The organism is Sphingomonas sp. BK036 (assembly GCF_004216825.1).
GTDB lineage: Bacteria > Pseudomonadota > Alphaproteobacteria > Sphingomonadales > Sphingomonadaceae > Sphingomonas.
The window spans coordinates 262,310-287,812 of the sequence record NZ_SGXR01000005.1 but is presented as its reverse complement, the minus strand read 5'-3'; the positions used below and the strand labels follow the sequence as shown (position 1 = coordinate 287,812).

Genomic DNA, 25,503 nt, shown 5'->3' with positions numbered 1-25,503 from the left:
CGGGTCAGCGAAGGCCTAACGCCTTCTCCGCCACACGCTTGACCTTCGGGTCGAGCGGTGGCGGCACCATCGATACGCCGGCTTCGAGGCGGTCCGCGATCAGCGTCAGCGCTGCGATCCGGGCCGCCTTCTTGTCGTTGCCGTCGATCACGGTCCAAGGCGCGGTGGCGGTATCGGTGCGCGCGAACATTTCCGCCATCGCCTCCAGATAGTCCTTCCGACGTGACCGGTTGTGATAATCGTCGAGCCCCGTCTTCCAGTGCTTCCACGGGTCGTCGAGCCGCGCCTTCAGGCGTCGGTCCTGTTCCTTCTGCGTCGTGTGGACGAACAGCTTGATCAGCGTCGTACCGCTCTCGACCTGTTGCGCTTCGAACGCGTTGATCTCGTCATAGCCGTGGCGCCATTCGGCTTCGCTCGCAAACCCTTCGACGCGTTCCACCAGCACACGACCATACCAGCTGCGATCGAACACCGCGATATGGCCGTCCGCCGGCAGACGGTTCCAGAAGCGCCATAGAAAGTGATGCGCCTTCTCGTCCGCGGTGGGCGCCGAGATTGGCCACACCTTGTAGTTGCGGGGGTCCCATTCGGCGGACAGGCGCTGGATGATACCGCCCTTGCCCGCCGCGTCCCAACCCTCGAACATCACGATCGCCCGCGTACCGCCGACGATATGCGCGACCTGGATATGCTCGAGACGTTTCTGGAGCGCAGCAAGGTCATGCTTGTACTTGCCGTCATACGAGTCGCCGGCTTCGTACTCGTCGAGATGTATCGTCATGCGCTACGCTCCGTCACCCGCTTCGGTTATCCTGCGTTGGGTGCGACCGTCTTGGTCGCATCCTTGGGACCATCGACGGTCAGGCGGATGTTGAGTTCCTTCAGCTGCTTGGCGCTGACCGGGCTCGGCGCGCCCATCATCAGATCCTCGGCCTTCTGGTTCATCGGGAACAGTACGACCTCGCGGATGTTCGGCTCGCCCGCGAGCAGCATGACCATCCGGTCGATGCCCGGCGCCGAGCCGCCATGCGGGGGGGCGCCGACCTTGAACGCATTGATCATGCCGGCGAAGTTCGTGTCGACATCGGCCTGCGTGTAGCCGGCGATCTCGAACGCCTTGTACATGATCTCAGGCCGGTGGTTCCGGATCGCGCCCGACGACAGTTCGACGCCGTTGCAGACGATGTCGTACTGGTACGCCAGGATATCGAGCGGGTCCTTGGTCTCCAGCGCGTCCATCTCGCCCTGCGGCATCGAGAACGGGTTGTGGCTGAAGTCGACCTTCTTGGCGTCCTCGTCATATTCGAACATCGGGAAGTCGACGATCCAGCAGAATTCGAAGCGGTTCTCGTCGATCAGGCCGAGGTCGGCGCCGATCCGCGCACGTGCCGCACCCGCGAGCTTGGCGGCGGCGAGTTCCTTGCCGGCGGCGAAGAAGATGCCGTCGTTGGGGCCGAGCCCCATCTCGGCGATGAGCTTGCGGGTCGCTTCCTCGCCGTGGTTCTTGGCGATCGGGCCGCCGAGCTCGCCGTTCTTCTGGGTGATGTAGCCGAGGCCTGCATGCCCCTCGGCGCGGGCCCAGTCGTTCATGTCGGTGAAGAACTTGCGGCTCTTCTCGGCGGTGTTCGGCGCGGGGATCGCGCGGACCACGTCACCGCCGGCGACGATCCCGGCGAACAGGCCGAAGCCCGAATCGACGAAATGATGGCCGACGTCGTGGATCAGGATCGGGTTGCGCAGATCGGGCTTGTCGCTGCCGTATTTGAGCATCGATTCGCGGTAGGGAATGCGCTTAAACGGGAGCGCAGACACCTGGCGCCCCTTGCCCTGCCAGTCGGCGAACTCCTCGAATACGCCGTGGAGGACGGGCTCGATCGCGTTGAACACGTCGTCCTGCGTGACGAAGCTCATCTCGAAATCGAGCTGGTAGAACTCGCCCGGCGAACGATCGGCGCGCGCGTCCTCGTCGCGGAAGCACGGGGCGATCTGGAAATAGCGGTCGAAGCCCGCGACCATCAGCAGCTGCTTGAACATCTGCGGTGCCTGCGGCAGCGCGTAGAACTTGCCCGGATGGACGCGGCTCGGCACCAGATAGTCGCGCGCGCCCTCGGGGCTCGACGCGGTCAGGATCGGCGTCTGGAATTCGGTGAAGCCCTGATCGTTCATGCGGTTGCGCAGCGAGGTGATGACCTTCGAGCGGAGCATGATGTTCGCGTGCAAACGCTCGCGACGCAGATCGAGATAGCGATAGCGCAGGCGGATATCCTCGGGATATTCCGCCTCGCCCGCGACGGGCATCGGCAGTTCGCCGGCCATCGACTGGACGGTCGCGGCGGTCGCGCGGACCTCGATCCCGCCGGTCGGCAGGTTCGGGTTCACCGCCTCGGGTGCGCGCGCGGTCACCTTACCGGTGATCGTGACGACGCTCTCGCTCTTCAGGCCCTCGATGACCTTGAAGACGGGGCCGGACACGTCGGTGACGATCTGCGTGATGCCGTAATGATCGCGCAGATCGATGAAGACCAGGTCGCCATGATCGCGCTTCTTGTGGACCCAGCCCGACACGCGGACCTCCTCGCCGACCTGTTCGGGACGGAGGGCGGCGCAGTTATGGGTGCGATAGGCGTGCATGTGTCTCGTCTCTCATACGTCGTCCCAGCGTAAGCCGGGATCTCGTGCGGCAAGGGTGCGCCCTGCGACGGGAGATCCCAGCTTTCGCTGGGATGACGGGAATTGGATAGCCCGCGCTTCCCTTCCCTACCCGCCTTTGTCAAGGCGCCCCTTTGTCAACATGGGGGAGCCTCGCTATGGACGATCCATGCATATCCACCCGCTTATCTCCGACAGTGCCACGCTCGCCAATCTGTGCGCGCGCATGGCCGACGCCGACTATGTGTGCGTCGACACCGAATTCATGCGCGAAAGCACCTATTACCCGGAGCTCTGCCTGATCCAGATCGCCGACGACAAGGAAGCCGCGGCGATCGACCCGATGGCTCCGGGCATCGACCTCAAGCCGCTGCTCGACCTGCTCGTCGAGAATCACGACGTGCTGAAGGTCGTCCATGCCGGCGGGCAGGATATCGAGATCGTCTACAACCTCACGGGCAAGACGCCCTTCCCGCTGTTCGACACGCAGGTCGCGGCGATGGCGCTCGGCCAGGGCGAACAGATCGGCTATTCGAACCTCGTCGACAGCTGGCTCGGCATCGCGGTCGACAAGGGCGCGCGCTTCACGGACTGGGCGCGCCGCCCGCTCGATGCGCGTCAGATCGAATATGCGATCGGTGACGTGACGCATCTGTCGAAGATCTTCCCGAAGATGCTCGAGCGGCTGCGCAAGACCGGGCGCGGCGTGTGGCTCGATCAGGAGATGGAGCGGCTTGGCGATACCGCCAATTACGCAAACGATCCCGATCTGGCGTGGAAACGCGTGCGGATCTCGGGACGCAAGCCCGAGGTGCTCGGACGACTCAAGGCACTCGCCCGGTGGCGCGAGCTCGAGGCACAGGCGAAGGACCTGCCGCGCGGCCGGATCGTCAAGGACGAGACGCTCGGCGACATGGCGGGCCATCCGCCCAAGAAGCAGGCCGATCTCGCCCGCGTGCGCGGCTTGTCGGCGAGCTGGGCGGGGAACGACATTGGCGGCCGGCTGATGGCGGCGATCGAGGGCGCGCAGCCGCTCGGCGAGGACGAATTGCCGCCACGTGACGATCGCAAGCCCGGGCTCGGCAAGGAGGGCTCGCTGGTCGCGGATCTCCTTAAGCTACTGCTGAAGATCCGCTCGCGAGATATTGATGTCGCGTCAAAATTGCTCGCGCGGACCGATGAGCTGGAGGCGCTTGCCGCTGGCGTGCGAGTCGGGTTGCCGATGCTCGAGGGCTGGCGATTCGACCAGTTCGGGCGTGACGCGCTCGATCTCGTCGAAGGCCGGCTGGCGTTTGCGGTGATCGGCGGAAAGCTCAAGATGACGCGTACGGAGGATGCCGCATGAAGATCGTTCTGGTTGCGGCCCTGCTGGCGTCCGCGGCGTGCACGCCGGTCGAGATGCGCGGTGAGACTCCCGCTGCGGCCCCCGTCGAATCCGCGTGCAATGCGGATTCGCTGGGCGATCTGGTCGGCAAGCGCGCGAGCGATGCGCGGGCGGACGTGATGCAGACGCGGTCGGGTGCACGGACGCTCCGCTGGATCGCGCCGAACACCGCGACGACGAAGGATTTCCGCGTCGACCGGCTGAACGTCTATGTCGATGCCAAGGGACGGATCGAACGCTTTACCTGCGCCTGAGGCGGCACTTTTGCATCCTCCCCCGCCGGGGGGAGGTGGCGCCGGAGGCGACGGAGGGGGAGGACACGGAACCGGCGTTCCCTGCCCGCCCCCTCCGTCAGGTGGACGCCTGCCACCTCCCCCTGGCGGGGGAGGATTACTAGGGCAATACGGTTACGCGATCGTCAGCAGCGCCTTGCGGCCCAGGGCGGTGGCTAGCGCGTTATGGCGCCGTTCGACCGCCTCGCCATATAGCCCCTTGTCCTCGGGACGCAGAGTCAGCGTCAGCGTCAAGCCGTCATCGGTCAACCGCGACCGCTGGAGCGGACCGGCGAGCCCACCGCTCATCCGCTGGCCGAGGCGCATCGCAAGTCCCCACGCCGTCGCGCTTTTTATCGCCGCGGGTGACGCAAGCCGGCCGACCGGATCGGCTGCCGCAAGATCGCCGCCAAGGCTCGCGTAGAGCGCCTGGGCCAGCATGCCCCGGCCGGGCGCATCGATCGCGACCCAGTTGCCGTGGAGCGCGACTTCGACCCCGCGTTCGGCGCGGAACTCCGGATTGGCACGCCAGCCGACATCGGCGAGCAGGCAGGCGGTGTGCCGTATCCGCGCCATCGCCGCCGGTTCGCCGACGAACAGCGGTGCGATCCAGCGATCGAGCAGATCGCCATGCTCGGGAAAACGCCCAAGCAGCCGACCCTCTTCGCGCGCTGCAACGATCAGCGGATCGAGCGTGCGGTCCGCGCGCTTCAGGTCTTCGTAGAGCAGGCCTTCACGCAGCCCGTATGCGGAGACGACCGTTGTCCGGCTGCCGAGTTGCCGCATCAGCACGCCCAGCAGGGCCGCGGCGTCGGCAAGCGTTGCCGAACGGCCCGACGACAACCCCGGAATGGCCTTCAGCCGCGGCTTGGAGAGCTGCGGGATCGTGCGACTGAGACGCGTGATCGTCGCAGCAGTCATTGAATATTGATGGATGATCGGCAGCGGATAGTCCGACAGCTCCATGTCGAGACGCGCCAGCGCACGCCACGATCCGCCGACGAGATATAGCGGAAGCCCCTGCCCGCGCGCAGTCCAGCCCGCCTCGCGAATGAGGCGGGCGACGAGCCGTTCAAGGACCTTGCCGCGTTTGGCGCGGATCGGACCTATGCGCAGCACGCCGAGCGGAAACGAGACGCGATCCTCGATCTTCCCCTGCCGGACGCGGACAAGTTCGAGACTGCCGCCGCCGAGATCGCCGACGATACCATCCGCATCGGGGATCGCGGAGAGCACGCCATAGCCCGCCGCACTGGCCTCCTGCTCGCCCGACAACGTCTCGACCTTGAGGCCAAGATGTTCAGCGGTTGCAATGAGTTCGCCGCCGTTCTTCGCATCGCGTACCGCCGCCGTTGCGACCGTGCGGAGCGTCGAGCATTCCATCTCGCGCGCCACCGCCGCAAACCGCGCCAGCGCAGTCCGCGCGGTCTTCAGCGCGGACTTCTCGATCGATCCGGTCGCAGCTAGCCCCCGACCTAGCCCGGCCAGTACCTTCTCATTAAACCGGATCGCGGGCAGCCGCGGTGGCCCCTGATACACCACCAGGCGGATCGAGTTCGATCCGATGTCGATGATCCCCGTACGCGGGTGATCATCGGTTTCGGCCTTGGGCGGCGCGTTGCCGAACAGGCGATGTGCGACGCTCATCGTTTTCGACGGAGCGACAGGGTCGGCACGGCATTGCTGGTCGCAAGCGAGGCACCACGGCCGGACAGCGACGGATTGGTCATGAAATACCGATGCAGGTTGAAGGGGCGGTTGCCGGGATCGACGCGATTATACTCGCCATCGGGTTGCAGTTCCCAGCTCTGCTCGTTGTCGATCAGGTTCGCGACCATCACCTGGTCGAGGATCTGGTCGTGGACGGTCGGGTTGAGGATTGGCAGCATATATTCAACGCGACGATCGAAGTTGCGCGGCATCCAGTCGGCGGACGAGATGAACAGCTTGGCGCCGTCGTTGGGCAGCGCCTTGCCGTTGCCGAATGCCCAGATCCGGCTGTGCTCGAGAAAGCGGCCGATCACCGACTTGACGCGGATCGTCTCGGACAAGCCGGGCACGCCGGGGCGCAGGCAGCAGATACCGCGGATGATGAGGTCGATCTCGACTCCCGCCCCGCTCGCCTCGTACAGCTTTTCGATCACCGCGGGGTCGACCAGCGAGTTCATCTTCGCCCACACGCCCGCAGGTTTCCCCGCGCGCGCATTGGCGATCTCGACGTCGATCATGTTCATCAGGTTCTGGCGAAGGTCGCGCGGCGAGAGGCTGACGCGCGCCATGTCGGTCGGTTCGACATACCCCGTGATATAGTTGAACATCTGCGCCGCATCGCGCCCCACCCCCGCGTCGGCGGTGAAGAAGCTGAGGTCGGTGTAGATCTTGGCAGTGACCGGATGATAATTGCCCGTGCCGAAATGGCAGTAGGTGCGGAATGCGGAGCCCTCGCGGCGGACGACCAGCGACACCTTGGCGTGTGTCTTCCAGTCGATGAAGCCGTACACCACCTGCACGCCCGCACGCTCCAGCGCGGAGGCCCAGACCATGTTCTGCTCCTCGTCGAAGCGCGCCTTGAGCTCGACGACCGCGGTCACCGACTTGCCGGCTTCGGCCGCGGTGATCAGTGCGTTGATGACCGCGGGCTGCTTGCCGGCGCGGTAGAGCGTCTGCTTGATCGCGACGACATCGGGGTCGTTCGCCGCCTGTTTGAGGAAGGCGAGCACTACCTCGAACGTCTCGTACGGATGGTGGACGACGATGTCCTTGGCCTTGATCGCCGCAAAGCAATCGCCACCGAATTCGCGGATCCGCTCGGGGAAGCGCGGCGTAAACGGCGGGAATTTGAGATCGGGCCGGTCCTCGTCGACCAGACCATCGAGATCGACGATGCCGAGCAGGTTGCCGCTCTCGGTGATGATCGCGTCCGCGCCGCCGAGTTCGTCCTTCAGCACAGCGGCGAGCACGTCGGGAATACCCGTCTCGAGTTCCAGCCGGATCACGCGGCCGCGGCGGCGGCGCTTGATCGCGTTGGCGAAGTAGCGGACGAGGTCCTCTGCTTCCTCCTCGATCTCCATGTCGCTGTCGCGCAGCACGCGAAAGCTCGCCGCGGCAAGCACGTCGTATCCGGGGAACAGGACGGGGGCGAAGCGCTTGAGCAACGTCTCGATCGCGATGTAGCGCGCGGGTTCGCCGGGGAGGCGGACGAAGCGCGTCATCGTGTGCGGCAGCATCACCAGTTCGCGCACCGGCTCGTTATCCGAGATCCGGACGAGGTCGAAGATGACCGAAAGCCCGCGGTTCGGGATGAACGGGAACGGATGCGCGGGATCGAGCGCCTGCGGGGTCAGGATCGGGAAGATCTGATCGCGGAAGTGCGTTTCGAGCCACTCGTCGGCTTCGCCCTCGATCGCCTCGCGGCGCAGGACGAACAGTCCCGCCTCGTCGAGCAGCACGCGCAGGTCGCCCCACACCGCCTGCTGGCTCGCCATCAATGCATCGGCCTCGCGGACGATCGCGGTCAGCTGCTGGCCTGCGGTGAGGCCGTCCGCAGATCGGCGATCGACGTCCTGCGTCTGCTGGCCCTTCAAACCCGCGACGCGAACCATGAAGAACTCGTCGAGGTTCGAGCCCGAGATCGACAGGAAGCGGAGCCGCTCGAGCAGCGGGTGTGCCGGATTGCACGCCTCTTCCAGCACGCGGCGGTTGAACGCCAGCCAGGAAAGCTCGCGGTTGAAGAACCGGTCGTTCGGCTCTGCGCCGATGGGATCGTCGTCGTCTTCCGCTTGGCGGACGATATGCGCTGGACGGTTCATCGGTCCTCTTGGGGTCTTATGGTGACGTAAAGAGCGGCAGATCCAGGGCAAGCTGTGGCCGCAGGATCAGCCCGGCCTCGGTAAGTGTCGTTCGTGCAAGAGGAATGGACAACCGCTTGCGACGTTCCATCGCCTCCTGATCGAGCGCATCGACGGTTCGCGTTACGGTAATATGACTACGCTCAATTCGGGTGGCGAGCCAGTCGACCAGATCGGGCCGCGCATCGAGGCTCCGTCGCTCGAACAGATGCGCGAGCAGCAGCCGCATGAGTTCGTCGTCGGGCGCGCCGATTGCCGCGATCGGGCTGGCGGCAAGACGCGAGCGGAGATCGGGAAGCTTCACCTTCCATTCGGGCGGCGCCGCATCGGCGACGATCAGCAGCGGCTTATGCTCCTCCTGCGCGCGGTTCCAAGCGTGGAACAGCTGCGTCTCGGGCACGCGCTCGGCATCGTCGATGATCGTGCCGCCACTCTTCGCCGCGAAGATACGCGCGAGCAGGCTGCGGCCCGATTTGCGCGGGCCGGTGAGGATGGCGGTCATGACGGGCCATGTCGCGGTATGCTCCAGCGTGTGGACGGCGCGCGAGTTGGAGGGGGTAACCAGGAAGGCGTCGTCGCGAGGGTCCGCCGGCCAACCGAGTGGCAGCGCGATTTGAGTCATCTTGGTCGCGCTCACCCTGTCGTCACGGTATCCGCGGGAAGATCCGGCGGAAGAAGTTGGGAAACCCGGCGAATCCGGATCGTCTGGCCGGAGCCGAAGACCTGATAGCCGCGCGCTTCGAGCGCGCTCTTCAGCGCGGCCGGATCGCCGTCATAGGCGACGCGCATCAACGAGACGCCACCGAGCGCGAGGCTGGTCGTCGCGGCCGAGCGGACGCCGGGAATCGCGCGGAGGGCTGCCTCGGTCGAGGACACCGCGGTCGCGGCCGGCGTGTCGAACTGGACGATGACCGAAATCCCCTCACCGCCGGTCAGCACCGCGGTATTGGCGTCTGCGGTCTCGTCGGTGGGCAGATCGTCGATCACCGCGGCCTCGGGGGCCGGTGGTGGCGACAGGCTGTAGTCGACACGCAGCGACCCGTTGCGTCGCGCCTGCTGGTACAAGTCGTCGATCCGCTTCACGCCGGTATCGAGCAGTTGCGCGATGCCATCCGACGTGCCGACGCGCAGCGTAAAGCTGCCGATCAGGTCGTTGTCGGGGCCGTGGCGCGCTTCGAACACGCCGATCACCGGACCGCCGGGCCACTGGCGATAGAGCTTCACGACGGGCATCAGCACGTCGCTCGCGCCATATTGGTCGAGGATCGTCCGCCACCAGCCGCGCCCGGGGCGCTGTGTCTGGCCGACGTTGAGCAGGAGCGCGTCGGGACCGGAGCCCGACGGGCGGACGTAATCGATGCTGCTGTTGCCGGTGCGATAGCGCGCCCACGCCTGCTGCCACGGCGTGCTCTGCTCGAACGCCTGCCCGACGCCGCCCGACCACTGGATCGGGATGACCAGCATCGGCTGCGAACGATCGGCGTAGGTCGAGATGCCGAGGACCGATCCGGCGCGGGTGCGGTCGAACAGCACGCCGAGCTTGGCGATATAGCGGTCCGGGCCGATCTGTTCGTTCTCGACGACGATCCCGGAGACGAGCGAATCGAGCGTGCCATCGGAGACGAGGCCACCACCGCCGCCCAAACGGTTCGACAATTGCACCCATGCCTTGCGCTGGGCGAGCCGCCATCCGGCATAACGCGCGGCATCGGCGGTCTTGCCCGCGACGTCGACCGTGACGCCGCTCACCTCATAGGCGCTGCCGCTGTCGACCGGCGCGGCGCCTCGGCTGCCGCCCTCGATCTGCGCAAGCACGGCTCCACCGCTCAACAGGAGGGCGGCGCCAGCGAGCGCTGTGGGAAGGGCACGAATACGGATCACGCGGGCCTTTTGGCGAAGCAGACGTGGAAATCCAAGCGCGATGTGGCTAGCAGCACCGATCATGACCGATACGCCAGACTCCGCCACCCCCGCTTCGGGCCCTTACACCTACGCCCAGGCAGGCGTTTCGATCGCCGCGGGCAACGCGCTGGTACGCGCGATCGCGCCGCTCGCGCGATCGACGCGGCGGCCGGGGGCGGACGCCGATCTCGGCGGGTTCGGCGGCATGTTCGACCTCAAGGCGGCCGGGTTCGTGGACCCTCTGCTGGTGGCGGCGAACGACGGTGTCGGCACCAAGCTGAAGCTGGCGATCGAATGGGACCGGCATGAAGGCGTCGGCGTCGACCTGGTCGCGATGTGCGTCAACGACCTGATCGTGCAGGGCGCCGAGCCGCTGTTTTTCCTCGATTATTATGCAAGCGGCAAGCTCGATGCGGCGGTCGCCGAGCGGGTCGTCGCCTCGATCGCGGAAGGCTGCAAGACCGCCGGCTGCGCGCTGATCGGCGGCGAGACCGCGGAGATGCCGGGCATGTATGCGGACGGCGATTACGATCTTGCGGGCTTCTGCGTCGGCGCGGTCGAGCGGACGAACGTGCTGACCGGACGCGAAATCGCGGCGGGCGACGTCATGCTCGGGCTCGCCTCGTCGGGGGTGCATTCGAACGGCTTCTCGCTGGTTCGCCGACTGGCTGCGGATCGCGGGTGGAAGCTCGATCGTCCGGCGTTGTTCGATCAGGACCGGTTGCTGATCGATCATCTGATGGCGCCGACTCGCATCTATGTAGCGAGCCTGCTGCCGCTGCTGCGCGATCGGCGAATCAAGGGGCTGGCGCATATCACGGGTGGCGGCCTGCTCGAGAACATCCCGCGCGTGCTTCCCGAGGGCGTGCATGCGGTGGTCGATGCTGATGCATGGGAGCAGTCGCGGCTGATGGCGTTCCTGCAGGCGCAGGGCGCGATCGAGCCGGAGGAGATGGCGCGCACGTTCAACTGCGGGATCGGCATGGTCGTGATCGTCAGCGCCGACGAGGCCGAGGCGGTGACCGCCGCGCTCGAAGCCGCGAACGAGACGGTGTTCACGATCGGCTCGATCGAGACCGGCGCGCATGGCTGCACCGTGCGCGGCTCGGCTGGCACGTGGAGCGCGCGCACCGACTGGACCGCGACGCATGGCTGACAAGACGCGCGTCGGCGTGCTCATCTCCGGGCGCGGATCGAACATGATCGCGCTCGTCGAAGCCTCGCGCGCGGCCGATTGCCCCTATGCGATCGCGCTGGTCGCCTCGGACAAGCCCGACGCGGCGGGGCTTGCCTGGGCACGGTCGCAGGATCTTGCGACGTTTGCGCTGTCGCCCAGGGGGCTCGGCAAACCTGCTTATGAGGCGGCGATCGATGCGGCGCTCCGCGAGGCGGGCGTCGAGGTAGTCGCGCTGGCGGGCTATATGCGGTTGCTGTCCGACGGTTTCGTCGCGGCGTGGCGGGACGAGATCGTCAACATCCATCCCTCGCTGCTGCCCAAGTACAAGGGGCTCGATACGCACGCGCGGGCGATCGCGGCGGGCGATGCGGTAGGCGGTTGCTCGGTTCATGTCGTGACCGAGGAACTCGACGGCGGCGTCGTGCTGGGCCAGACGGAGGTCCCGATCCTTGCCGGCGACAATGCGGATACGCTTGCGGAGCGCGTGCTGGCGGCCGAACATGCGTTGTACCCGAAGACGTTGGCGGAGTTCGTGACGCGATGACCGATATGTCCCCCCTCGACCGCGTCCGCGCGGCCGCGCTCGCGCTGCCCGAGACCGAGGAAACCGTCTCGCACGGCCAGCCGACCTTCTTCGTCGCGGGCAAGCAGTTCGCGCAGTTTCGCGACGATCATCACGGCGACGGGCTGACTATGGTGTGCGTGAAGACCGGTGGCAGCGACGAACAGGCGATGCTGATCGAGGCGAACCCCGCCGTCTATTCGCGCCCCGCCTATCTCGGCGCGTCCGGCTGGGTCGGCATGACGCTCACCGGCGATCCCGACTGGGCGCTGGTCGAGGACCGGATCGCCCGCAGCTGGGAGCTCGCCGCCCCTGCCCGCCTGCTGGAAGCCGGCGGACGATGAGCAGTGAGACTCCGACCGAACGCCGCGAGGCCGCCGCGACGCGCCGCCGCTGGGTGACGCTGGCCGAGGTCGTCGCAGTGGCGGGCGTTCTGATCGCTGCGCTGACGCTGTGGACGAACTGGTCCGAACACCGCGCCGACGAGGCCGACAAGATCGCCGCGCAGTCGACCGCGGCGCGCGAACGCTCGCGGATCGACCTGTCGGCGATTGTACAGGATGGCGGCGACACGTTGTTGCTGAAGGATGCGCGGCACGATCTTCAGGATGTGACGATCACCTTCCCACGCGCGCTCGGCGTTTCGCCGCAGCGGCCGCCGGCGGAACCGGTCATCGACGCGTCGTGGGTCTCGACACCGTTGCTGAAAGTGACGGATGGCGGTTCGGACGATCGTGCGGGGCGTCTGCCCGTGCTCGTCAGCGTGCACTATTTCGATGGTGACACGACTCGGTCGGCGAGCGGGATTTACGACGTGATCTGGAAGACAGAGGGCCGGATGCTCCGCGGCCGCGCGCTGAAGCTCGAAGGCTTGCGCGTTCGCCAGCGTGGGGGCGACCAGGCTAAACTCGACGCAATCTGGGCGCGGGAGAAGCCCGCGGCCTAAGCCGCCGCCTCTCCCCCGTGGTACCACCCCGGCGGAGGCCGGGCCCAATTGGGAAGCGACGCTAACGAAACGCAGCGGGATGTTACGATGGCCATGCCAACTGGACCCCGGCCTTCGCCGGGGTGGTGCCATTGGATAGGTCCTGGCCTTATTCAGACCGAGCGGGCGTAGACCGGGTCTTCGTGTAGCGTGGCGCCGACCATGAACTGCCGAGCGCCGATTACCGCGAAGCCATAACGCTCGTAAAAAGCACGAGCGCGCAGGTTGCCCTCCCACACGCCGAGCAGGACGCGGTTGCGGCCAGCGGCGGCGGCATCCTCCAGCGCCCGCGTCATCAGCGCGGCGCCAAGCCCCGTGCCCTGCGACTGCGACATCAGGTAGATGCGGCGGAGTTCGATATCGCCTGGGCCGATGGAAATCGGAAAGTCCGGCGCGGTGAGCACTGTGTAGCCGATCGGCGCATGGCCGGGCTCATACTCCGCGATCGTCACGATCGTAGCGGGATCATCGAGCCACGCTGCGAACGTGGCGATGCTGTTCTTCGTCGTGCAGTGGGCGACGATGTCGGCCCCGGTCAGCACGGTCGCATAGGTATCGAGAAACGCGGCGGATGCGACGAGCGACAGCGCGGGCGCATCGCCCGGCCCCGCCCGCCGCATCCGCCAGGTCATCAGCCGACGATCTCTTCGGGCTTGAAGAAGTACGCGATCTCGATTTCGGCATTCTCGTCCGAATCCGACCCGTGGACCGAGTTGGCTTCGATCGACTCGGCCAGTTCCTTGCGGATCGTGCCGGCGTCCGCGTTGGCGGGGTTGGTGGCGCCCATGATGTCGCGGTTACGCTGCATCGCGTTCTCGCCTTCGAGAACCTGGACCACGACCGGCCCCGAGATCATGAAGGAGACGAGCTCGCCGAAGAACGGACGCTCCTTGTGGACCGCGTAGAAGCCCTCGGCCTGCTCGCGGGTCATCTGGATGCGCTTCGAAGCGACGACGCGCAGGCCGGCTTCCTCGAGCATCTTGGTGACCGCACCGGTCAGGTTGCGGCGGGTTGCGTCGGGCTTGATGATCGAAAAGGTACGGTTCGCGGCCATGATGGTCACGGGCTCCTGTGTTGACGGTAATAGGATGCGCGGCGCTTAGGCGCGGATCGGTCCTAAAGCAACCTATGCGGCCTGTTCCCACTTCCCGGACTCGGTCTGCTTCCAGTAGCGGCGCTCGACGCCGTCGCGGTCGGCGAGCGCTTTCCAGGCGAGGCGGGCCTCGCGGATCGCCTCGTCGTCGAAGAAGTGGAATGCGCGGTCGAAGGTTAGCGCATAGTCGCGCCATTGTCCGTCGACGATCGCGACGTTGCGCGCTGCGTTGGCAGGCGTGATGTCGGCGGCGATGAGGATCGGCTGGACGGAGTCGTCGCCCGCGCCGGCCTGCGCATGGGGCAGGAAGCTTTCGGGCGCGTAGGACCAGAGCAGCCGATCGAGCGTGGTGCGCTGGACTTCGGGCTCGGCGACGATCAGCAGCCGACCACCGGTCGTGACGACTCGCTCGGCGATCCGCGGGAGGACTCGGTCGAGCGGGCTGGTGAGGTGGTAGAAATCGACCTGCATAGTTTCGACTGATCCTGCCGTTCTCCGTCATCCTGACGAAAGTCAGGATCCAGAGTAGCAAACGATGCGCCCCGTGGCTCTGGATCCTGACTTTCGTCAGGATGACGGGAGGGGGTGAGAGTGCCCCTCCTAGTCCCCCGTCCTAGCCTCAGCCCTCGAAATTATCCGCGACGAACTGGTCGAGCAAACGCACGCCGTAACCGGTCGCACCCTTGTCGTGGTTCGTACCCGGCTTGTCGGACCAGACCATCCCGGCGATGTCGAGATGCGCCCACTTCACGCCCTCGTCGACGAAGCGCTTGATGAACTGGGCCGCGGTAATCGATCCCGCGCCACGCGGCCCGACATTCTTCATGTCGGCGATCGGCGAGTCGATCAGCTTGTCATAGGCTGGCGACAGCGGGAAACGCCACAGCGTGTCGCCCGTGGCCCTGCCCGCCGCGATCAACTGGTCGGCGAGCGCATCGTCATTGGCAAAGATGCCGCCGTTCTCGGTGCCAAGCGCAACGATCATCGCGCCGGTCAGCGTCGCGAGATCGACGATCGTCGTCGGCTTGTGCGCCTGCTGCACCCAGGTGACGCAGTCGCACAGCACGAGCCGCCCCTCGGCGTCGGTGTTGAGCACCTCGATCGTCTGCCCCGACATCGACGTGATGACGTCGCTCGGACGAAGCGCGGCACCGTCGGGCATGTTCTCGACCAGCCCCATCACGCCGACGACGTTCGCCTTGGCCTTGCGCGACGCAATCGCCTTCATCGCGCCAGCGACCGCACCGGCGCCGCCCATGTCCCACTTCATGTCTTCCATGCCCGCGCCGGGCTTGATCGAGATGCCGCCCGAATCGAACGTCACCCCCTTGCCGACGAACGCCAGCGTCGGCGCATCGGCCCCTGCCCCGTTCCACTTGAGCGCGAGAATGCGCGCCTCACGCCGCGAACCCTGGCTGACGCCGAGCAGCGAGCCCATGCCGAGTTCGGTCATCTGCGCTTCGTCGAGCACGGTGATCTCGAGCCCTAGGCCCTCGACCTCCTTCGTCACCTTCTCCACGAAGCTCTCGGGATAAACGACGTTCGGCGGCGACGTGACGAGCCAACGCGTCAGGTCGAGCCCACCGGTAACCGCGGCCTGCTCGGCCCAGACGGCATCGGTGCCCTCGGGTGCGCCCGCGATGGTGATCTCGGTCAGCGTCGGCTTCGACTTGCCAGCGAGCTTTGTGCGGTACGTATCATACCGCCATGCGCGCTGCGCGGCCGCGGCTGCGAGGCGCGCGGCGACTTCGGCGGTCGGCGTAGCGCCGACATACAGGTCCACCGTGACGGCGGTCGCGCCCGAAGTCAGCAGGCGTGCGGTGACCGCACCCCCGGCCTTCTCCCAGTCGGCATTCTCCCCCCCACCGACGCCGACGAGCAGCACCTGCCGAACCGCGCCCTCGACGGGAACGAACAGCTCGACGACCGAGCCCGCTTCGCCTGCGAAGCGCGCCGCACCGGCCGCCCTCGTCGCGATCGCCTCGACGTCGCCACCGATCGCGCTCCACGTCACCTGCGACACGCCGTCCTTCGCGACCGGTATGGCGAGGATCGGTGCATTGGCGGGGACGGTGGAGGCGAAGACGATCTGCATGAAGAACCCTCGGGAAGCGTTTGAACGGATACAGCCCTTAAGTTGATGACGCAGGGCCCGCAAAGCAAGGTGGCGCCGGTACACGGTCGGTCAACGCACGGTGATTGCAGCGAAGCCCCGGTGATGCGATAGGCGGCCCATATGGCGGCAAACGGCCGCTCGATGCCAAAGGGGTTGGTTCGGATCGTGTTGCGTATCGACCTTTTGACGGGTTGCGCCTTTTCGCTCGCGCTGGCGACCGGACTGGCTGCGACCCCGGCTCAGTCCCAGGATTTCCAGAACCGTCCGGTCGCGCCACCGGTGCCCGACGCGCCCGTCGCCAACGCGCCGACCGCGGCTCCTGCCGAGGATCAGGTGCAGTTCAGCGCCAACGGCCTCGAATACGACACCAATACCGAGGTTGTGACCGCCACCGGCGAAGTCCGGATGTTCCGCGAGGGCGATCGCCTGCGCGCCGACAAGGTCGTGTGGAACCGCAAGACCGGCAAGGTGCTCGCGACCGGCAACATCGCGGTCACGAACCCGCAGGGCGACATCGCCTATGGCGACGAGATCAACCTGACCGATTCGCTCAAGGACGGCGTGGTCGACAACATGCTTGTCGTGCTCGAGCAGGGCGGCCGGCTGGCGGCCAAGCAGGGCACGCGTGAGGCCGACGGCACGGTGAACCTCAAGAGCGCGGCCTACACGCCTTGCGGCGTCACGAATTCGGCGGGCTGCCCCAAGGAGCCGACGTGGAAGATCACCGCGGTCCGCGTCACCTACCGCCCCGAACGCAAGCGCATCTATTATTCGGGCGCGCGGCTGCATCTGTTCGGGCTGCCAAGCCTCCCGCTGCCCAAATTCTCCAATCCCGTCGGCGGCGGCAGCGACAGCGGCCTGCTCTCGCCGAACGGTGGCTATAGCCGGGTCAACGGCCTCGAAGTCAGCGTCCCCTATTACTGGAAGCTTGCTCCCAACCAGGGGCTGGTCATCACCCCGCACATCTACAGCAGCGTGCTGCCGATGGCGCAGGTGGATTATTCCGCGCTGAACTCGAAGGGCGCGTTCAGCGTCCGTGCCTATGCCACCGAAAGCCGCCGCAGCGACGACCTGACCACCGCGGTCTCGACCGATACCAGCATGGCATTCCGCGGTTATATCGACGGGATGGCGCGCTACCAGTTGTCGCCCAACTGGAGCGCGAGCGGTTCGCTCCGCCTGACGACCGACCGCACCTTCCTCCGCCGCTACGACATCTCGCGCGACGACCGGCTGCGCACCACCGCCAGCCTCGAGCGGATCGACAACACCAGCTATCTTTCGATCAGCGGCTGGTATGCGCAGACGTTGCGCGTCAACGACAGCCAGGGCCAGCAGCCGATCGCGCTGCCCGAAATCGACTATCGCAAGCGGTTCGACGACGGCCTTGTCGGCGGCCGGTTCCAGCTCCAGCTCAACACGCTCGCACTCACCCGGACCGACGGGCAGGATACGCAGCGCGCGTTCGCCAGCCTGCAATGGGACCTGCGCCGCTTCACCAACTGGGGCCAGGAAGTCACATTCACCGCGTTTGCGCGTGGCGACCTGTACAACACCAACGATACACTCGCGACGACCAACATCAGCTATCGCGGACTCGAGGGCTTCCACCAGCGCGTCATCGGTGCAGCCGCGGTCGACGTGAAATGGCCGTTCATCGGCACGTTCCTCGGCGGCACGCAGCGCTTCACGCCGCGCGTCCAGTTCGTCGCCGCGCCGAAGGTCGCCAACCTCTCGCTACCCAACGAGGATTCGCGCGCGGTCGATCTCGACGACACCAACCTGTTCTCACTGAACCGGTTCGCCGGCTATGACCGGTTCGAGGATTCGTCGCGCGTCACCTATGGCGGAGAATGGGCGCTCGACCTGCCGGGCATCGCCTTCACGACCAATGTCGGCCAGAGCTACCGCGTCGACAAGCGGCCGACGATCCTGCCCGACGGCACCGGCCTCAGCGACCGGTTCTCCGACATCGTCGGGCGCAGCGAACTGCGCTTCCGCGACTTCGTCTCGATCGTTCACCGGTACCGGCTCGACAAGGACGGCTTTGCGATCCGCCGCAACGAACTCGACGCGACGATCGGCTCGCGCGCGACCTATGTGCTGGTCGGCTACCTCAAGCTCAACCGCAACATCGACGCGTCGATCGAGGATCTTCGCGATCGCGAGGAGGTCCGCCTTGCCGGCCGCGTACAGTTTGCGCGGTTCTGGTCGGCATTCGGCTCGGGCGTGGTCGATCTGACCAATACGGCCGAGGATCCGCTCTCGCGCAGCGACGGCTTCACGCCGATCCGCCACCGGCTGGGCATCCAGTATGAGGATGATTGCCTGCGGCTCGGCGGAACGTGGCGGCGCACCTACAACGACACCGGCGACGCGCGGAAGGGCAACAGCTTCCTGTTGACGCTGGCCTTCACCAATCTCGGCCGCTAAGCCCGCGTTCAGCTACTCTGGGGCAACCCACGCAGGATATGTGCGGTCGCAGCAACGATCGCACGGATCTGGCGTGTGATGATGGGATACCGACACTTGAAGCATGATGTTCGACTGGCGGCGCGTGGCGGCCGTGTGATCGGGGCGGTTGTTCTGGCCGCGCTGACGGCAAGTGCAATCGCCCAGTCCGCCCCCCCGCCGCAGAGCCCAGCCCCGCAAGGCGGTCAGGCCGGAAGCGGGCAGACGGTCCAGGATCAGAGCCTGCCCGACAATACCGGTCTCGATATCCCGACCAATCTCCAGATCTTCGGCAAGCTCGACCCCAACGTCCGCAAGCCGACCGCGATCGTCAACGATACGGTGATCACGGGCACCGACGTCGACCAGCGCGTGGCGCTGGTGGCGATGGCGAACGAGGCCAAGCTGTCGGCGGAGGACCGCGAGCGGCTCAAGCTGCAGGTACTGCGCCAGCTGATCGACGAGACTCTCCAGATCCAGGAGGCCAAGACCGCCGACATCACGATCACGCCCGCCGAGCTCACGCAGAGCTATGACGCCGTGTCGAAGCGCTTCAACCGCACGCCCGTCGCGATGCGCACCTATCTGCGCGAGTCGGGCTCGTCCGAGCGGTCGCTCAAGCGCCAGATCGAGGGCGAACTCGCCTGGCAGCGCTATCTGCGTCGTCGCGTCGAGCCGTTCGTCAATGTCGGCGACGAGGAGGTCAAGTCGATCATCGACCGTCTCCAGGCGGCCAAGGGCACCGACGAGTTCAACCTCAAGGAAATCTACCTCGCGGCGACGCCGGCGAACAGCCAGCAGGTCTATACCAACGCCAAGCAGATCCTGCAAGAGATCCAGAAGGGCGCGCAACCGTTCGAATATTATGCGCGCCAGTTCTCCGAAGCGTCGACGCGCGCCGTCGGCGGCGATCTCGGCTGGATCCGCGCCGCCACGCTGCCGGGCCCGCTGTCCGAGGCTGCGACGACAATGCAGGTCGGCCAGGTCGCCGGCCCGATCGAAGTCGCGGGTGGCTATTCGATCCTGTATCTGACCGACAAGCGCCAGGTGCTCACCGCGGATCCGCGCGACGCCAAGCTCAGCCTCAAGCAGCTCACGCTCCGCTTCCCGCCGAACACCAACCAGGCGCAGGCCTCGGCGCGCGCTCAGGCGTTCGCCAAGGCCACGCAGGAGCTGCGCGGCTGCGGCACCGTCGAGAAGGTCGCGGCCGGGATCGGCGCGGACGTGGTCGACAACGACACGGTCCGGATCCGCGATCTGCCGCCGCAGCTCCAGGAAGTCATGCTGAAGCTCCAGGTCGGCGAATCCAGCCCGCCGTTCGGCTCCGCCGAGCAGGGCGTCCGTGCGCTGGTGCTATGCGGTCGCGACGAAGCCGCTGGCGGCTCGCTGCCAAATTCGGAGCAGATCCAGGGTCAGCTCGAACAGCAGCGCGTCAACCTGCGCGCCCAGCAGAAGCTGCGCGATCTGCGGCGCGACGCCGTCGTCGAATATCGGTGATCCGATCATGACGCGCGCACAGCCGCTGGCGGTATCGATGGGCGACCCTGCGGGGATCGGGCCCGAGATCATCGCCAAGGCCTGGGATGCGCGCGTCACGCATCGCCTGCCGCCGTTCGTCGCGATCGGCGATGCCCGCGCGATCGAACGGGTCTGGCAGGGACCGATCGCGCGTATCGCGGACATGAGCGCGGCGGCCGGTGCGTTCGCCACCGCGCTGCCGGTGCTGACCGTGGGCGATGCCGGGGCGATCGTCCCCGGCGCGCCCGACGCGGATGGCGCGCGCTGTGCGCTGCACGCGCTGGAGCTGGCGGTCGGCTTGGTCCGCACCGGCGCTGCACGCGCGCTGGTGACCGGCCCCGTCTCGAAGTCGCAGCTGTATGCGATCGGCTTCACCCACCCCGGCCAGACCGAATTCGTCGCCGAACGCTACGGCGTCGCCGGTGCCAATGCGGTCATGATGCTGGCCGGGCCGTCGTTGAAGGTGGTGCCGATCACGACGCACGTGCCGTTGAAGGATGTCTCCGCGCTGCTGACGGTCGATCTGATCGTCGCCAAGGCCCGCGCGACCGCACGGGGGCTGCTTCGGAACTTCGGGATCGAAAAGCCGCGGCTCGCCTTTGCGGGGTTAAACCCGCATGCGGGCGAGCAAGGCGCGCTCGGCCGTGAAGAGATCGACGTCATCGCGCCCGCGATCGCGATCCTGCGCGACGAGGGTATCGACGCGACCGGTCCGTTCGCGGCCGACACGATGTTCCACCCCCGCGCCCGCGCGACCTATGACGTCGTCATGTGCTGCTATCACGACCAGGCACTGGTGCCGCTCAAGACGATCCATTTCGACGAGGGCGTCAACATGACGCTCGGGCTGCCGATCGTGCGGACCTCGCCCGATCACGGCACCGCGTTCGCGATCGCGGGCAAGAACCTTGCCGAACCCGGCGCGATGATCGCCGCGATCGCGATGGCGGGTGAAGCCGCCGACCGGCGTGCGCTGGCCGCCGCGCAGGCCTGACAGGACAAGCATGACGGACCTTCCCCCGCTGCGCGAGGTGATCGCGCGCTATGGCCTGAACGCGAGCAAGGCGCTCGGGCAGAACTTCCTGTTCGACGGGCAGTTGCTCAAGCGCATCGCCGCGGTTCCGGGCGATCTCAACGATGCCGAGGTGCTCGAAGTCGGACCCGGCCCCGGCGGCCTGACGCGCGCGCTGCTCGCCGCCGGCGCGCGGGTCACCGCGATCGAACGCGACCGTCGCTGCATCCCGGCACTCGCCGAACTAAGCGAGGCCTATCCGGGACAGTTGCGCGTCATCGAGGGCGACGCGATGGAGATCGACGCGCGCACGCTGTTCGAGGGCAAGCCGCACATCGTGTCGAACCTGCCGTATAATATCGGCACGGCGTTGCTGGTCGGCTGGCTGTCGACGTCGTGGCTGCCCTGGTGGCAGTCGTGCACGCTGATGTTCCAGAAGGAAGTCGCCGAGCGGATCGTCGCCAAGACCAACGACGATCATTACGGGCGGCTCGCGGTCCTCGCGCAGTGGCGCTCCACCGCGCGCATCGCGATGCCGGTGCACCGCTCCGCGTTCACGCCGCCCCCCAAGGTCATGTCAGCGGTCGTCCACCTGACGCCGGTCGAGGCGCCGGAGGCGGTGAACTTCGCGGTCTTGGAGCGATTGACGGGAGCGGCGTTCGGCCAACGGCGCAAGATGTTGCGACAGAGCCTGAAGGGCGTGCCCGGCGCCCTCGACGCGCTGGAGCGGATCGGCGTCGAGGCTACGCGCCGCGCGGAGACGCTGTCCGTGGCGGATTTCACGGCGCTGGCAAAGGCAGTCGGTTCGTCCGCTACGTCCTAACCGGGACCCGAGTCTAAAACTTGAGCGCGGTCCACCCCGGCGAAGGCCGGGGCCCAATTGGCAAGGTCTCAGTAATCTGGAGCTGACCGCAGTTAGCGCCGTTTCCCAATTGGACCCCGGCCTCCGCCGGGGTGGTAGAAAGAGGACGGGGTTTCGAACCTCAGTCCTTGGCCGCCACCGGCGTCTTCTCAACCTGCGCCGTCGCGACCGGCGGCCCCTTCGCGATCACCGCCGCCAGCTGAGTCGCCTCAGGGCACGCGCCCTTGCAGAGCGTGCGGATCTTGACGAGGTTGTCCTTCGCGCGGACCACCGCCCCCTTGGCCACAAGCGCCTCGCCCTGCCCCTTCAGCGCCGCGACGTCGTTGGGCTCGAGCAGCAGCGCCTCACGGTACAGCCGGATCGCCTTGCCGGGCAGGTCGCGCGATTCCGCCACCTGCGCGAGCAGCAGGAACGCACCCCGATTGCGCGGATCGACCGCGACCGAGGTCTCCAGCGCGTCGGTCGCGCCGTCGAGATTGCCCGCCGCAACCAGCGACCGCCCCTGCGCCAGAAGCTGCATCGAGCGCGCGTCGATCTGGCTGTCGGGGCGCTGCCCGCTCAGCGAGGTCGATACGCACACGACGGTCAGCGCGGCGGCAACGGCAACGGACGAAAAACGCATGATCGTCTCCAGGCGGGTCATTGATCGGCTGGCTAGCACGCAGCCCGAAGGCGCGCGACAAAAAAGCCGTCGGTGCCGTCGCGACCCGGTTCCAGGCGTACGCCGTGGCCGTGCTTTGCGCCAGCGGGCAGCGACAAGGCCTCGATGGTCCAGCCGGGATGCGCGTTCAGGAACCAGCTGACCTGATCGGTCCCCTCGGCGTCGAGCAGCGAGCAGACGATATAGACGAGCGCGCCGCCGGGCTTGACCAAAGTCGCCGCGACCGACAGCACCTGTTGCTGCGTCGATTGCAGGCGGGACACGCGATCGGGCGTCAGCCGCCACCGCGCCTCGGGATTGCGCCGCCACGTGCCGGTGCCCGAGCACGGCGCATCGACCAGCACGCCATCGGCGCGCCCTGCCCATTCGCTCAGCGCCTCGATCTCGCGAGTCGGGTTGAGCAGGCGGCTCTCGACGATCGTCGCGCCGGCGCGGGTCGCGCGCGGATCAAGACGCGACAGTCGGTTGCGATCGGTGTCGCAGGCCAGGATCACGCCCTGGTTCTCCATCGTCGCGGCAAGCGCGAGCGTCTTCCCGCCCGCGCCCGCGCAGAGATCGACGATCCGCTCGCCGGGCTTGGCCTGCATCGCGAGACCGACGATCTGGCTCCCCTCGTCTTGCACTTCCAGTGCGCCCTCGTTGAAGAGCGGCAGCGCCTCGACATTGGTGCCGGTCGGCAGGCGGATGCCGTCGGGGGCATGCGGCGTCGCCTCAGCCTCGGGCAACGCCGCGAGCACGGTCGCGCGGTCGGAGGTCAGCGTGTTGACGCGAAGGTCGAGCGTCGCCCGGCCGGCAAGATCGGTCAGCGCCGCCCCGTCGAGCCCCGATGCGCGCAACGCCTTGCTCAGCCACTGCGGCGCGACACCCGCGCGCGCGCGCGGTTCGTCCTTGCCGATAGGTGCCGGCGCATGCGTCGATCCGTCGAAAGTCGCGGCAACGTCAGCGTCGGCATCGGCAACGAGCAACATCGCGGCACGGCCGGTCTCCGGCCGGTCACCCGCCTTCCGGATCGCGGCATAAACAAGCTCGCGCACCGCGCGGCGATCCTTCGACCCGGCATACCGCCGAGTCTGGAAATAGCGCGCGATCAGCGTGTCGGCGGCAGCGCCGGACTCGCGCGCTGCGGCGATGATCTGGTCGAGGAGTTCGATCGCGGCCTGGGTGCGGGCGGGAGGAGTCACTTGCGGCCTCCCGCGGTCGGGGAATGGCCGGGGGAGGCTTGGTACGGGGAATGCGTCATCATGCCCTCCCCTAGCCTCTCCCGCGCACTGGCGGGGAATAATTTCGGGGGAAGGCTATTCCCCCCGTCTTCCGTCATCCCGGCGAACGCCGGGACCCATCGTTGCCGTCCGGGTGATGACTGCTCGCAACCGCCGAGTCCGCCGTGTCCATGGGTCCCGGCGTTCGTCGGGATGACGGAGGGGGCGTACCAGGATGACGGAGGGGGAGCGGGTCCGTCCCGCCTGCCCCCCTTGCCTCATCCCCGCGTCGGGTAGTTCGGCGCTTCCCGCGTGATCGTCACGTCGTGGACATGGCTTTCCATGAGCCCCGCGCCGGTGATCTGCACGAACTCCGCCCGCGCCTGGAGATCCGGGATCGTCGCCGAGCCGGTATAGCCCATCGCCGCCTTGATCCCGCCGACGAGCTGATGGATCACGTCCTTCGCCGGGCCCTTATACGCGACCTGCCCCTCGATACCCTCGGGCACGAGTTTCAGCTGGTCCTTGATATCGCCCTGAAAATACCGATCCGCCGAGCCGCGGCCCATCGCCCCGACCGAGCCCATACCGCGATACGACTTGTACGCACGCCCCTGGTACAGGAACGTTTCGCCCGGCGCCTCGTCGGTCCCGGCGAGCAGCGAGCCGATCATCACGGTCGATGCGCCGGCGGCTAGCGCCTTGGCCATGTCGCCCGAGGTACGGATGCCGCCGTCGGCGATCACCGGTACACCCGCCTTGTGGCCCGCTTCGGCGCAATCCATCACCGCGGTGAGCTGCGGCACACCGACGCCGGCGACGACGCGGGTGGTGCAGATCGAGCCCGGCCCGATGCCGACCTTGATCCCGTCCGCGCCCGCACCGATCAGCGCGCGCGTGGCCTCGCCTGTGGCAACGTTGCCCGCGACGACCTGGACCGAGTTCGACAGCTTCTTCACGCGCTCGACCGCACGGCCAACGTCGCGGTTATGACCGTGCGCGGTGTCGATCACGATCAGGTCGCAGCCCGCGTCGACGAGCTGTTCGGTCCGGTCGAAGCCCTTGTCGCCGACCGTGGTCGCCGCCGCCACGCGCAGGCGACCCGCCTCGTCCTTGGTCGCATCGGGGAACATCACCGCCTTCTCGATGTCCTTGACCGTGATCAGCCCGACGCAGCGATACTGCGCGTCGACGACCAACAGCTTCTCGATGCGACGCGCGTGGAGCAGGCGACGCGCCTCTTCCTTGCCGACCTCGGTCGAGACGGTGGCGAGGTTCTCGTGCGTCATCAGCTCGCTGACCGGCTGTTGCGGGTTGCCCGCAAAGCGCACGTCGCGGTTCGTCAGGATACCGACGAGCTTGCCGTCCGCCTCCACCACGGGGATGCCGCTGATCCGGTGGCCCGACATCAGCGCCTGCGCTTCGCCGAGCGTGGCGGTCGGCTTGATCGTGATCGGGTTGACCACCATCCCCGATTCGAAGCGCTTGACCTGGCGCACCGCGACGACCTGCTCCTCGATCGTCAGGTTGCGATGGAGCACGCCGATGCCGCCGAGCTGCGCCATGACGATCGCCATGTCGGCTTCGGTGACGGTATCCATCGCCGACGACAGGATCGGGATGTTGAGCGCGATGCCGCGCGTCACCTGCGTCCGGGTATCGGCCTGGCTGGGCAGCACGTCCGATTCCCCCGGATACAGGAGGACGTCGTCGAAGGTGAGGCCGAGGCGGATATCCATGAGAGCTGCCGTTCCTGGGTGTGGGGTGGCGCGCCATGTAACCAAAGCGGGCGCGTCCGGCTAGGCCCTGTCG

Annotated in this window: 23 protein-coding genes; 10 read left to right on the top strand and 13 right to left on the bottom strand. The window is 67.0% G+C overall.

Annotation, left to right across the window (positions count from 1 at the left end; genetic code table 11):
- Nucleotides 1–4 precede the first annotated feature (4 nt).
- The gene (locus tag EV283_RS11580; protein WP_130325493.1) at nt 5–781 is read right to left on the bottom strand and encodes a polyphosphate kinase; all 777 of its coding nucleotides are present in this window, start codon (nt 779–781) and stop codon (nt 5–7) included.
- Nucleotides 782–807: 26 nt separating this feature from the next.
- Nucleotides 808–2,631 carry an aspartate--tRNA ligase gene (gene aspS / locus EV283_RS11575; RefSeq protein ID WP_130325491.1) on the bottom strand — a complete coding sequence of 608 codons (1,824 nt, stop codon included), beginning with the start codon at nt 2,629–2,631 and terminating at the stop codon, nt 808–810.
- 187 nt (nt 2,632–2,818) lie between these two features.
- Here aspS and rnd point away from each other — a divergent pair, with 187 nt between their 5' ends.
- Nucleotides 2,819–3,994 (top strand): ribonuclease D, encoded by a 1,176-nt coding sequence (rnd, locus tag EV283_RS11570; protein ID WP_055876012.1) that lies wholly within the window; start codon nt 2,819–2,821, stop codon nt 3,992–3,994.
- A complete protein-coding gene (locus EV283_RS11565; RefSeq protein ID WP_130325489.1) occupies nt 3,991–4,287 on the top strand; it encodes an I78 family peptidase inhibitor in 297 nt (98 codons plus the stop codon). The genes rnd and EV283_RS11565 overlap by 4 nt, the downstream gene beginning before the upstream one ends.
- 153 nt (nt 4,288–4,440) lie before the next feature.
- Here the strand turns inward: EV283_RS11565 and EV283_RS11560 are convergent, their stop codons facing one another.
- Genes EV283_RS11560 through EV283_RS11545 form a run of 4 tightly spaced genes read right to left on the bottom strand, consistent with a single transcriptional unit; the run spans nt 4,441 to nt 10,031 of the window.
- Nucleotides 4,441–5,952: a Ppx/GppA family phosphatase gene (locus tag EV283_RS11560; RefSeq protein ID WP_056414999.1), complete on the bottom strand. Its 1,512-nt coding sequence runs from the start codon at nt 5,950–5,952 to the stop codon at nt 4,441–4,443.
- On the bottom strand, nt 5,949–8,114 hold the full coding sequence (locus EV283_RS11555) for an RNA degradosome polyphosphate kinase (protein ID WP_130325487.1): 2,166 nt from the start codon (nt 8,112–8,114) through the stop codon (nt 5,949–5,951). The genes EV283_RS11560 and EV283_RS11555 overlap by 4 nt, the downstream gene beginning before the upstream one ends.
- Nucleotides 8,115–8,130: 16 nt before the next feature.
- Nucleotides 8,131–8,775 (bottom strand): DnaA/Hda family protein, encoded by a 645-nt coding sequence (locus EV283_RS11550; protein ID WP_130325485.1) that lies wholly within the window; start codon nt 8,773–8,775, stop codon nt 8,131–8,133.
- 11 nt (nt 8,776–8,786) lie between these two features.
- Nucleotides 8,787–10,031 (bottom strand): heavy-metal-associated domain-containing protein, encoded by a 1,245-nt coding sequence (locus tag EV283_RS11545; protein ID WP_130326086.1) that lies wholly within the window; start codon nt 10,029–10,031, stop codon nt 8,787–8,789.
- 64 nt (nt 10,032–10,095) lie between these two features.
- Here EV283_RS11545 and purM point away from each other — a divergent pair, with 64 nt between their 5' ends.
- Genes purM through EV283_RS11525 form a run of 4 tightly spaced genes read left to right on the top strand, consistent with a single transcriptional unit; the run spans nt 10,096 to nt 12,740 of the window.
- The gene (purM, locus tag EV283_RS11540; RefSeq protein WP_130325483.1) at nt 10,096–11,211 is read left to right on the top strand and encodes a phosphoribosylformylglycinamidine cyclo-ligase; all 1,116 of its coding nucleotides are present in this window, start codon (nt 10,096–10,098) and stop codon (nt 11,209–11,211) included.
- Complete coding sequence (gene purN / locus EV283_RS11535) at nt 11,204–11,776, top strand: phosphoribosylglycinamide formyltransferase (protein WP_130325481.1); 573 nt, start codon at nt 11,204–11,206, stop codon at nt 11,774–11,776. The genes purM and purN overlap by 8 nt, the downstream gene beginning before the upstream one ends.
- Nucleotides 11,773–12,138, top strand: coding sequence for an MmcQ/YjbR family DNA-binding protein (locus tag EV283_RS11530; protein WP_242615929.1), 366 nt, complete (start codon nt 11,773–11,775; stop codon nt 12,136–12,138). The genes purN and EV283_RS11530 overlap by 4 nt, the downstream gene beginning before the upstream one ends.
- On the top strand, nt 12,135–12,740 hold the full coding sequence (locus EV283_RS11525) for a hypothetical protein (protein ID WP_130325479.1): 606 nt from the start codon (nt 12,135–12,137) through the stop codon (nt 12,738–12,740). Before EV283_RS11530 ends, EV283_RS11525 begins: the two co-directional genes overlap by 4 nt.
- Nucleotides 12,741–12,892: 152 nt before the next feature.
- On the opposite strand, the gene EV283_RS11520 is transcribed toward EV283_RS11525, so the two are convergent.
- The 4 genes from EV283_RS11520 to EV283_RS11505 all read right to left on the bottom strand — a co-directional run bounded on the left by EV283_RS11520 (nt 12,893) and on the right by EV283_RS11505 (nt 15,967).
- Nucleotides 12,893–13,411 (bottom strand): GNAT family N-acetyltransferase, encoded by a 519-nt coding sequence (locus EV283_RS11520; protein ID WP_130325477.1) that lies wholly within the window; start codon nt 13,409–13,411, stop codon nt 12,893–12,895.
- Nucleotides 13,411–13,833, bottom strand: a complete 423-nt coding sequence (gene ndk / locus EV283_RS11515; RefSeq protein WP_056058698.1) for a nucleoside-diphosphate kinase — start codon at nt 13,831–13,833, stop codon at nt 13,411–13,413. Before ndk ends, EV283_RS11520 begins: the two co-directional genes overlap by 1 nt.
- A 72-nt stretch (nt 13,834–13,905) precedes the next feature.
- Nucleotides 13,906–14,343, bottom strand: coding sequence for a DNA polymerase III subunit chi (locus tag EV283_RS11510; protein WP_130325475.1), 438 nt, complete (start codon nt 14,341–14,343; stop codon nt 13,906–13,908).
- Nucleotides 14,344–14,491: 148 nt separating this feature from the next.
- The gene (locus EV283_RS11505) at nt 14,492–15,967 is read right to left on the bottom strand and encodes a leucyl aminopeptidase (RefSeq protein WP_130325473.1); all 1,476 of its coding nucleotides are present in this window, start codon (nt 15,965–15,967) and stop codon (nt 14,492–14,494) included.
- 162 nt (nt 15,968–16,129) lie between these two features.
- Here EV283_RS11505 and lptD point away from each other — a divergent pair, with 162 nt between their 5' ends.
- From lptD to rsmA, 4 genes are all read left to right on the top strand, one after another.
- The gene (lptD, locus tag EV283_RS11500) at nt 16,130–18,421 is read left to right on the top strand and encodes an LPS assembly protein LptD (protein ID WP_130325471.1); all 2,292 of its coding nucleotides are present in this window, start codon (nt 16,130–16,132) and stop codon (nt 18,419–18,421) included.
- Nucleotides 18,422–18,517: 96 nt separating this feature from the next.
- The gene (locus tag EV283_RS11495) at nt 18,518–19,936 is read left to right on the top strand and encodes a peptidylprolyl isomerase (RefSeq protein ID WP_242615928.1); all 1,419 of its coding nucleotides are present in this window, start codon (nt 18,518–18,520) and stop codon (nt 19,934–19,936) included.
- A gap of 7 nt (nt 19,937–19,943) precedes the next feature.
- Nucleotides 19,944–20,951 (top strand): 4-hydroxythreonine-4-phosphate dehydrogenase PdxA, encoded by a 1,008-nt coding sequence (gene pdxA / locus EV283_RS11490; RefSeq protein ID WP_130325469.1) that lies wholly within the window; start codon nt 19,944–19,946, stop codon nt 20,949–20,951.
- 10 nt (nt 20,952–20,961) lie between these two features.
- A complete protein-coding gene (gene rsmA, locus EV283_RS11485) occupies nt 20,962–21,792 on the top strand; it encodes a 16S rRNA (adenine(1518)-N(6)/adenine(1519)-N(6))-dimethyltransferase RsmA (protein WP_130325467.1) in 831 nt (276 codons plus the stop codon).
- Nucleotides 21,793–21,952: 160 nt separating this feature from the next.
- Here rsmA and EV283_RS11480 read toward each other — a convergent pair whose 3' ends face one another.
- The 3 genes from EV283_RS11480 to guaB form a co-directional block, all read right to left on the bottom strand.
- The gene (locus EV283_RS11480; RefSeq protein ID WP_082463321.1) at nt 21,953–22,453 is read right to left on the bottom strand and encodes a tetratricopeptide repeat protein; all 501 of its coding nucleotides are present in this window, start codon (nt 22,451–22,453) and stop codon (nt 21,953–21,955) included.
- Nucleotides 22,454–22,485: 32 nt separating this feature from the next.
- On the bottom strand, nt 22,486–23,673 hold the full coding sequence (locus tag EV283_RS11475) for an RsmB/NOP family class I SAM-dependent RNA methyltransferase (RefSeq protein ID WP_130325465.1): 1,188 nt from the start codon (nt 23,671–23,673) through the stop codon (nt 22,486–22,488).
- A gap of 296 nt (nt 23,674–23,969) precedes the next feature.
- Nucleotides 23,970–25,430: an IMP dehydrogenase gene (gene guaB / locus EV283_RS11470; protein WP_055876046.1), complete on the bottom strand. Its 1,461-nt coding sequence runs from the start codon at nt 25,428–25,430 to the stop codon at nt 23,970–23,972.
- Between the last annotated feature and the right edge of the window lie 73 nt (nt 25,431–25,503).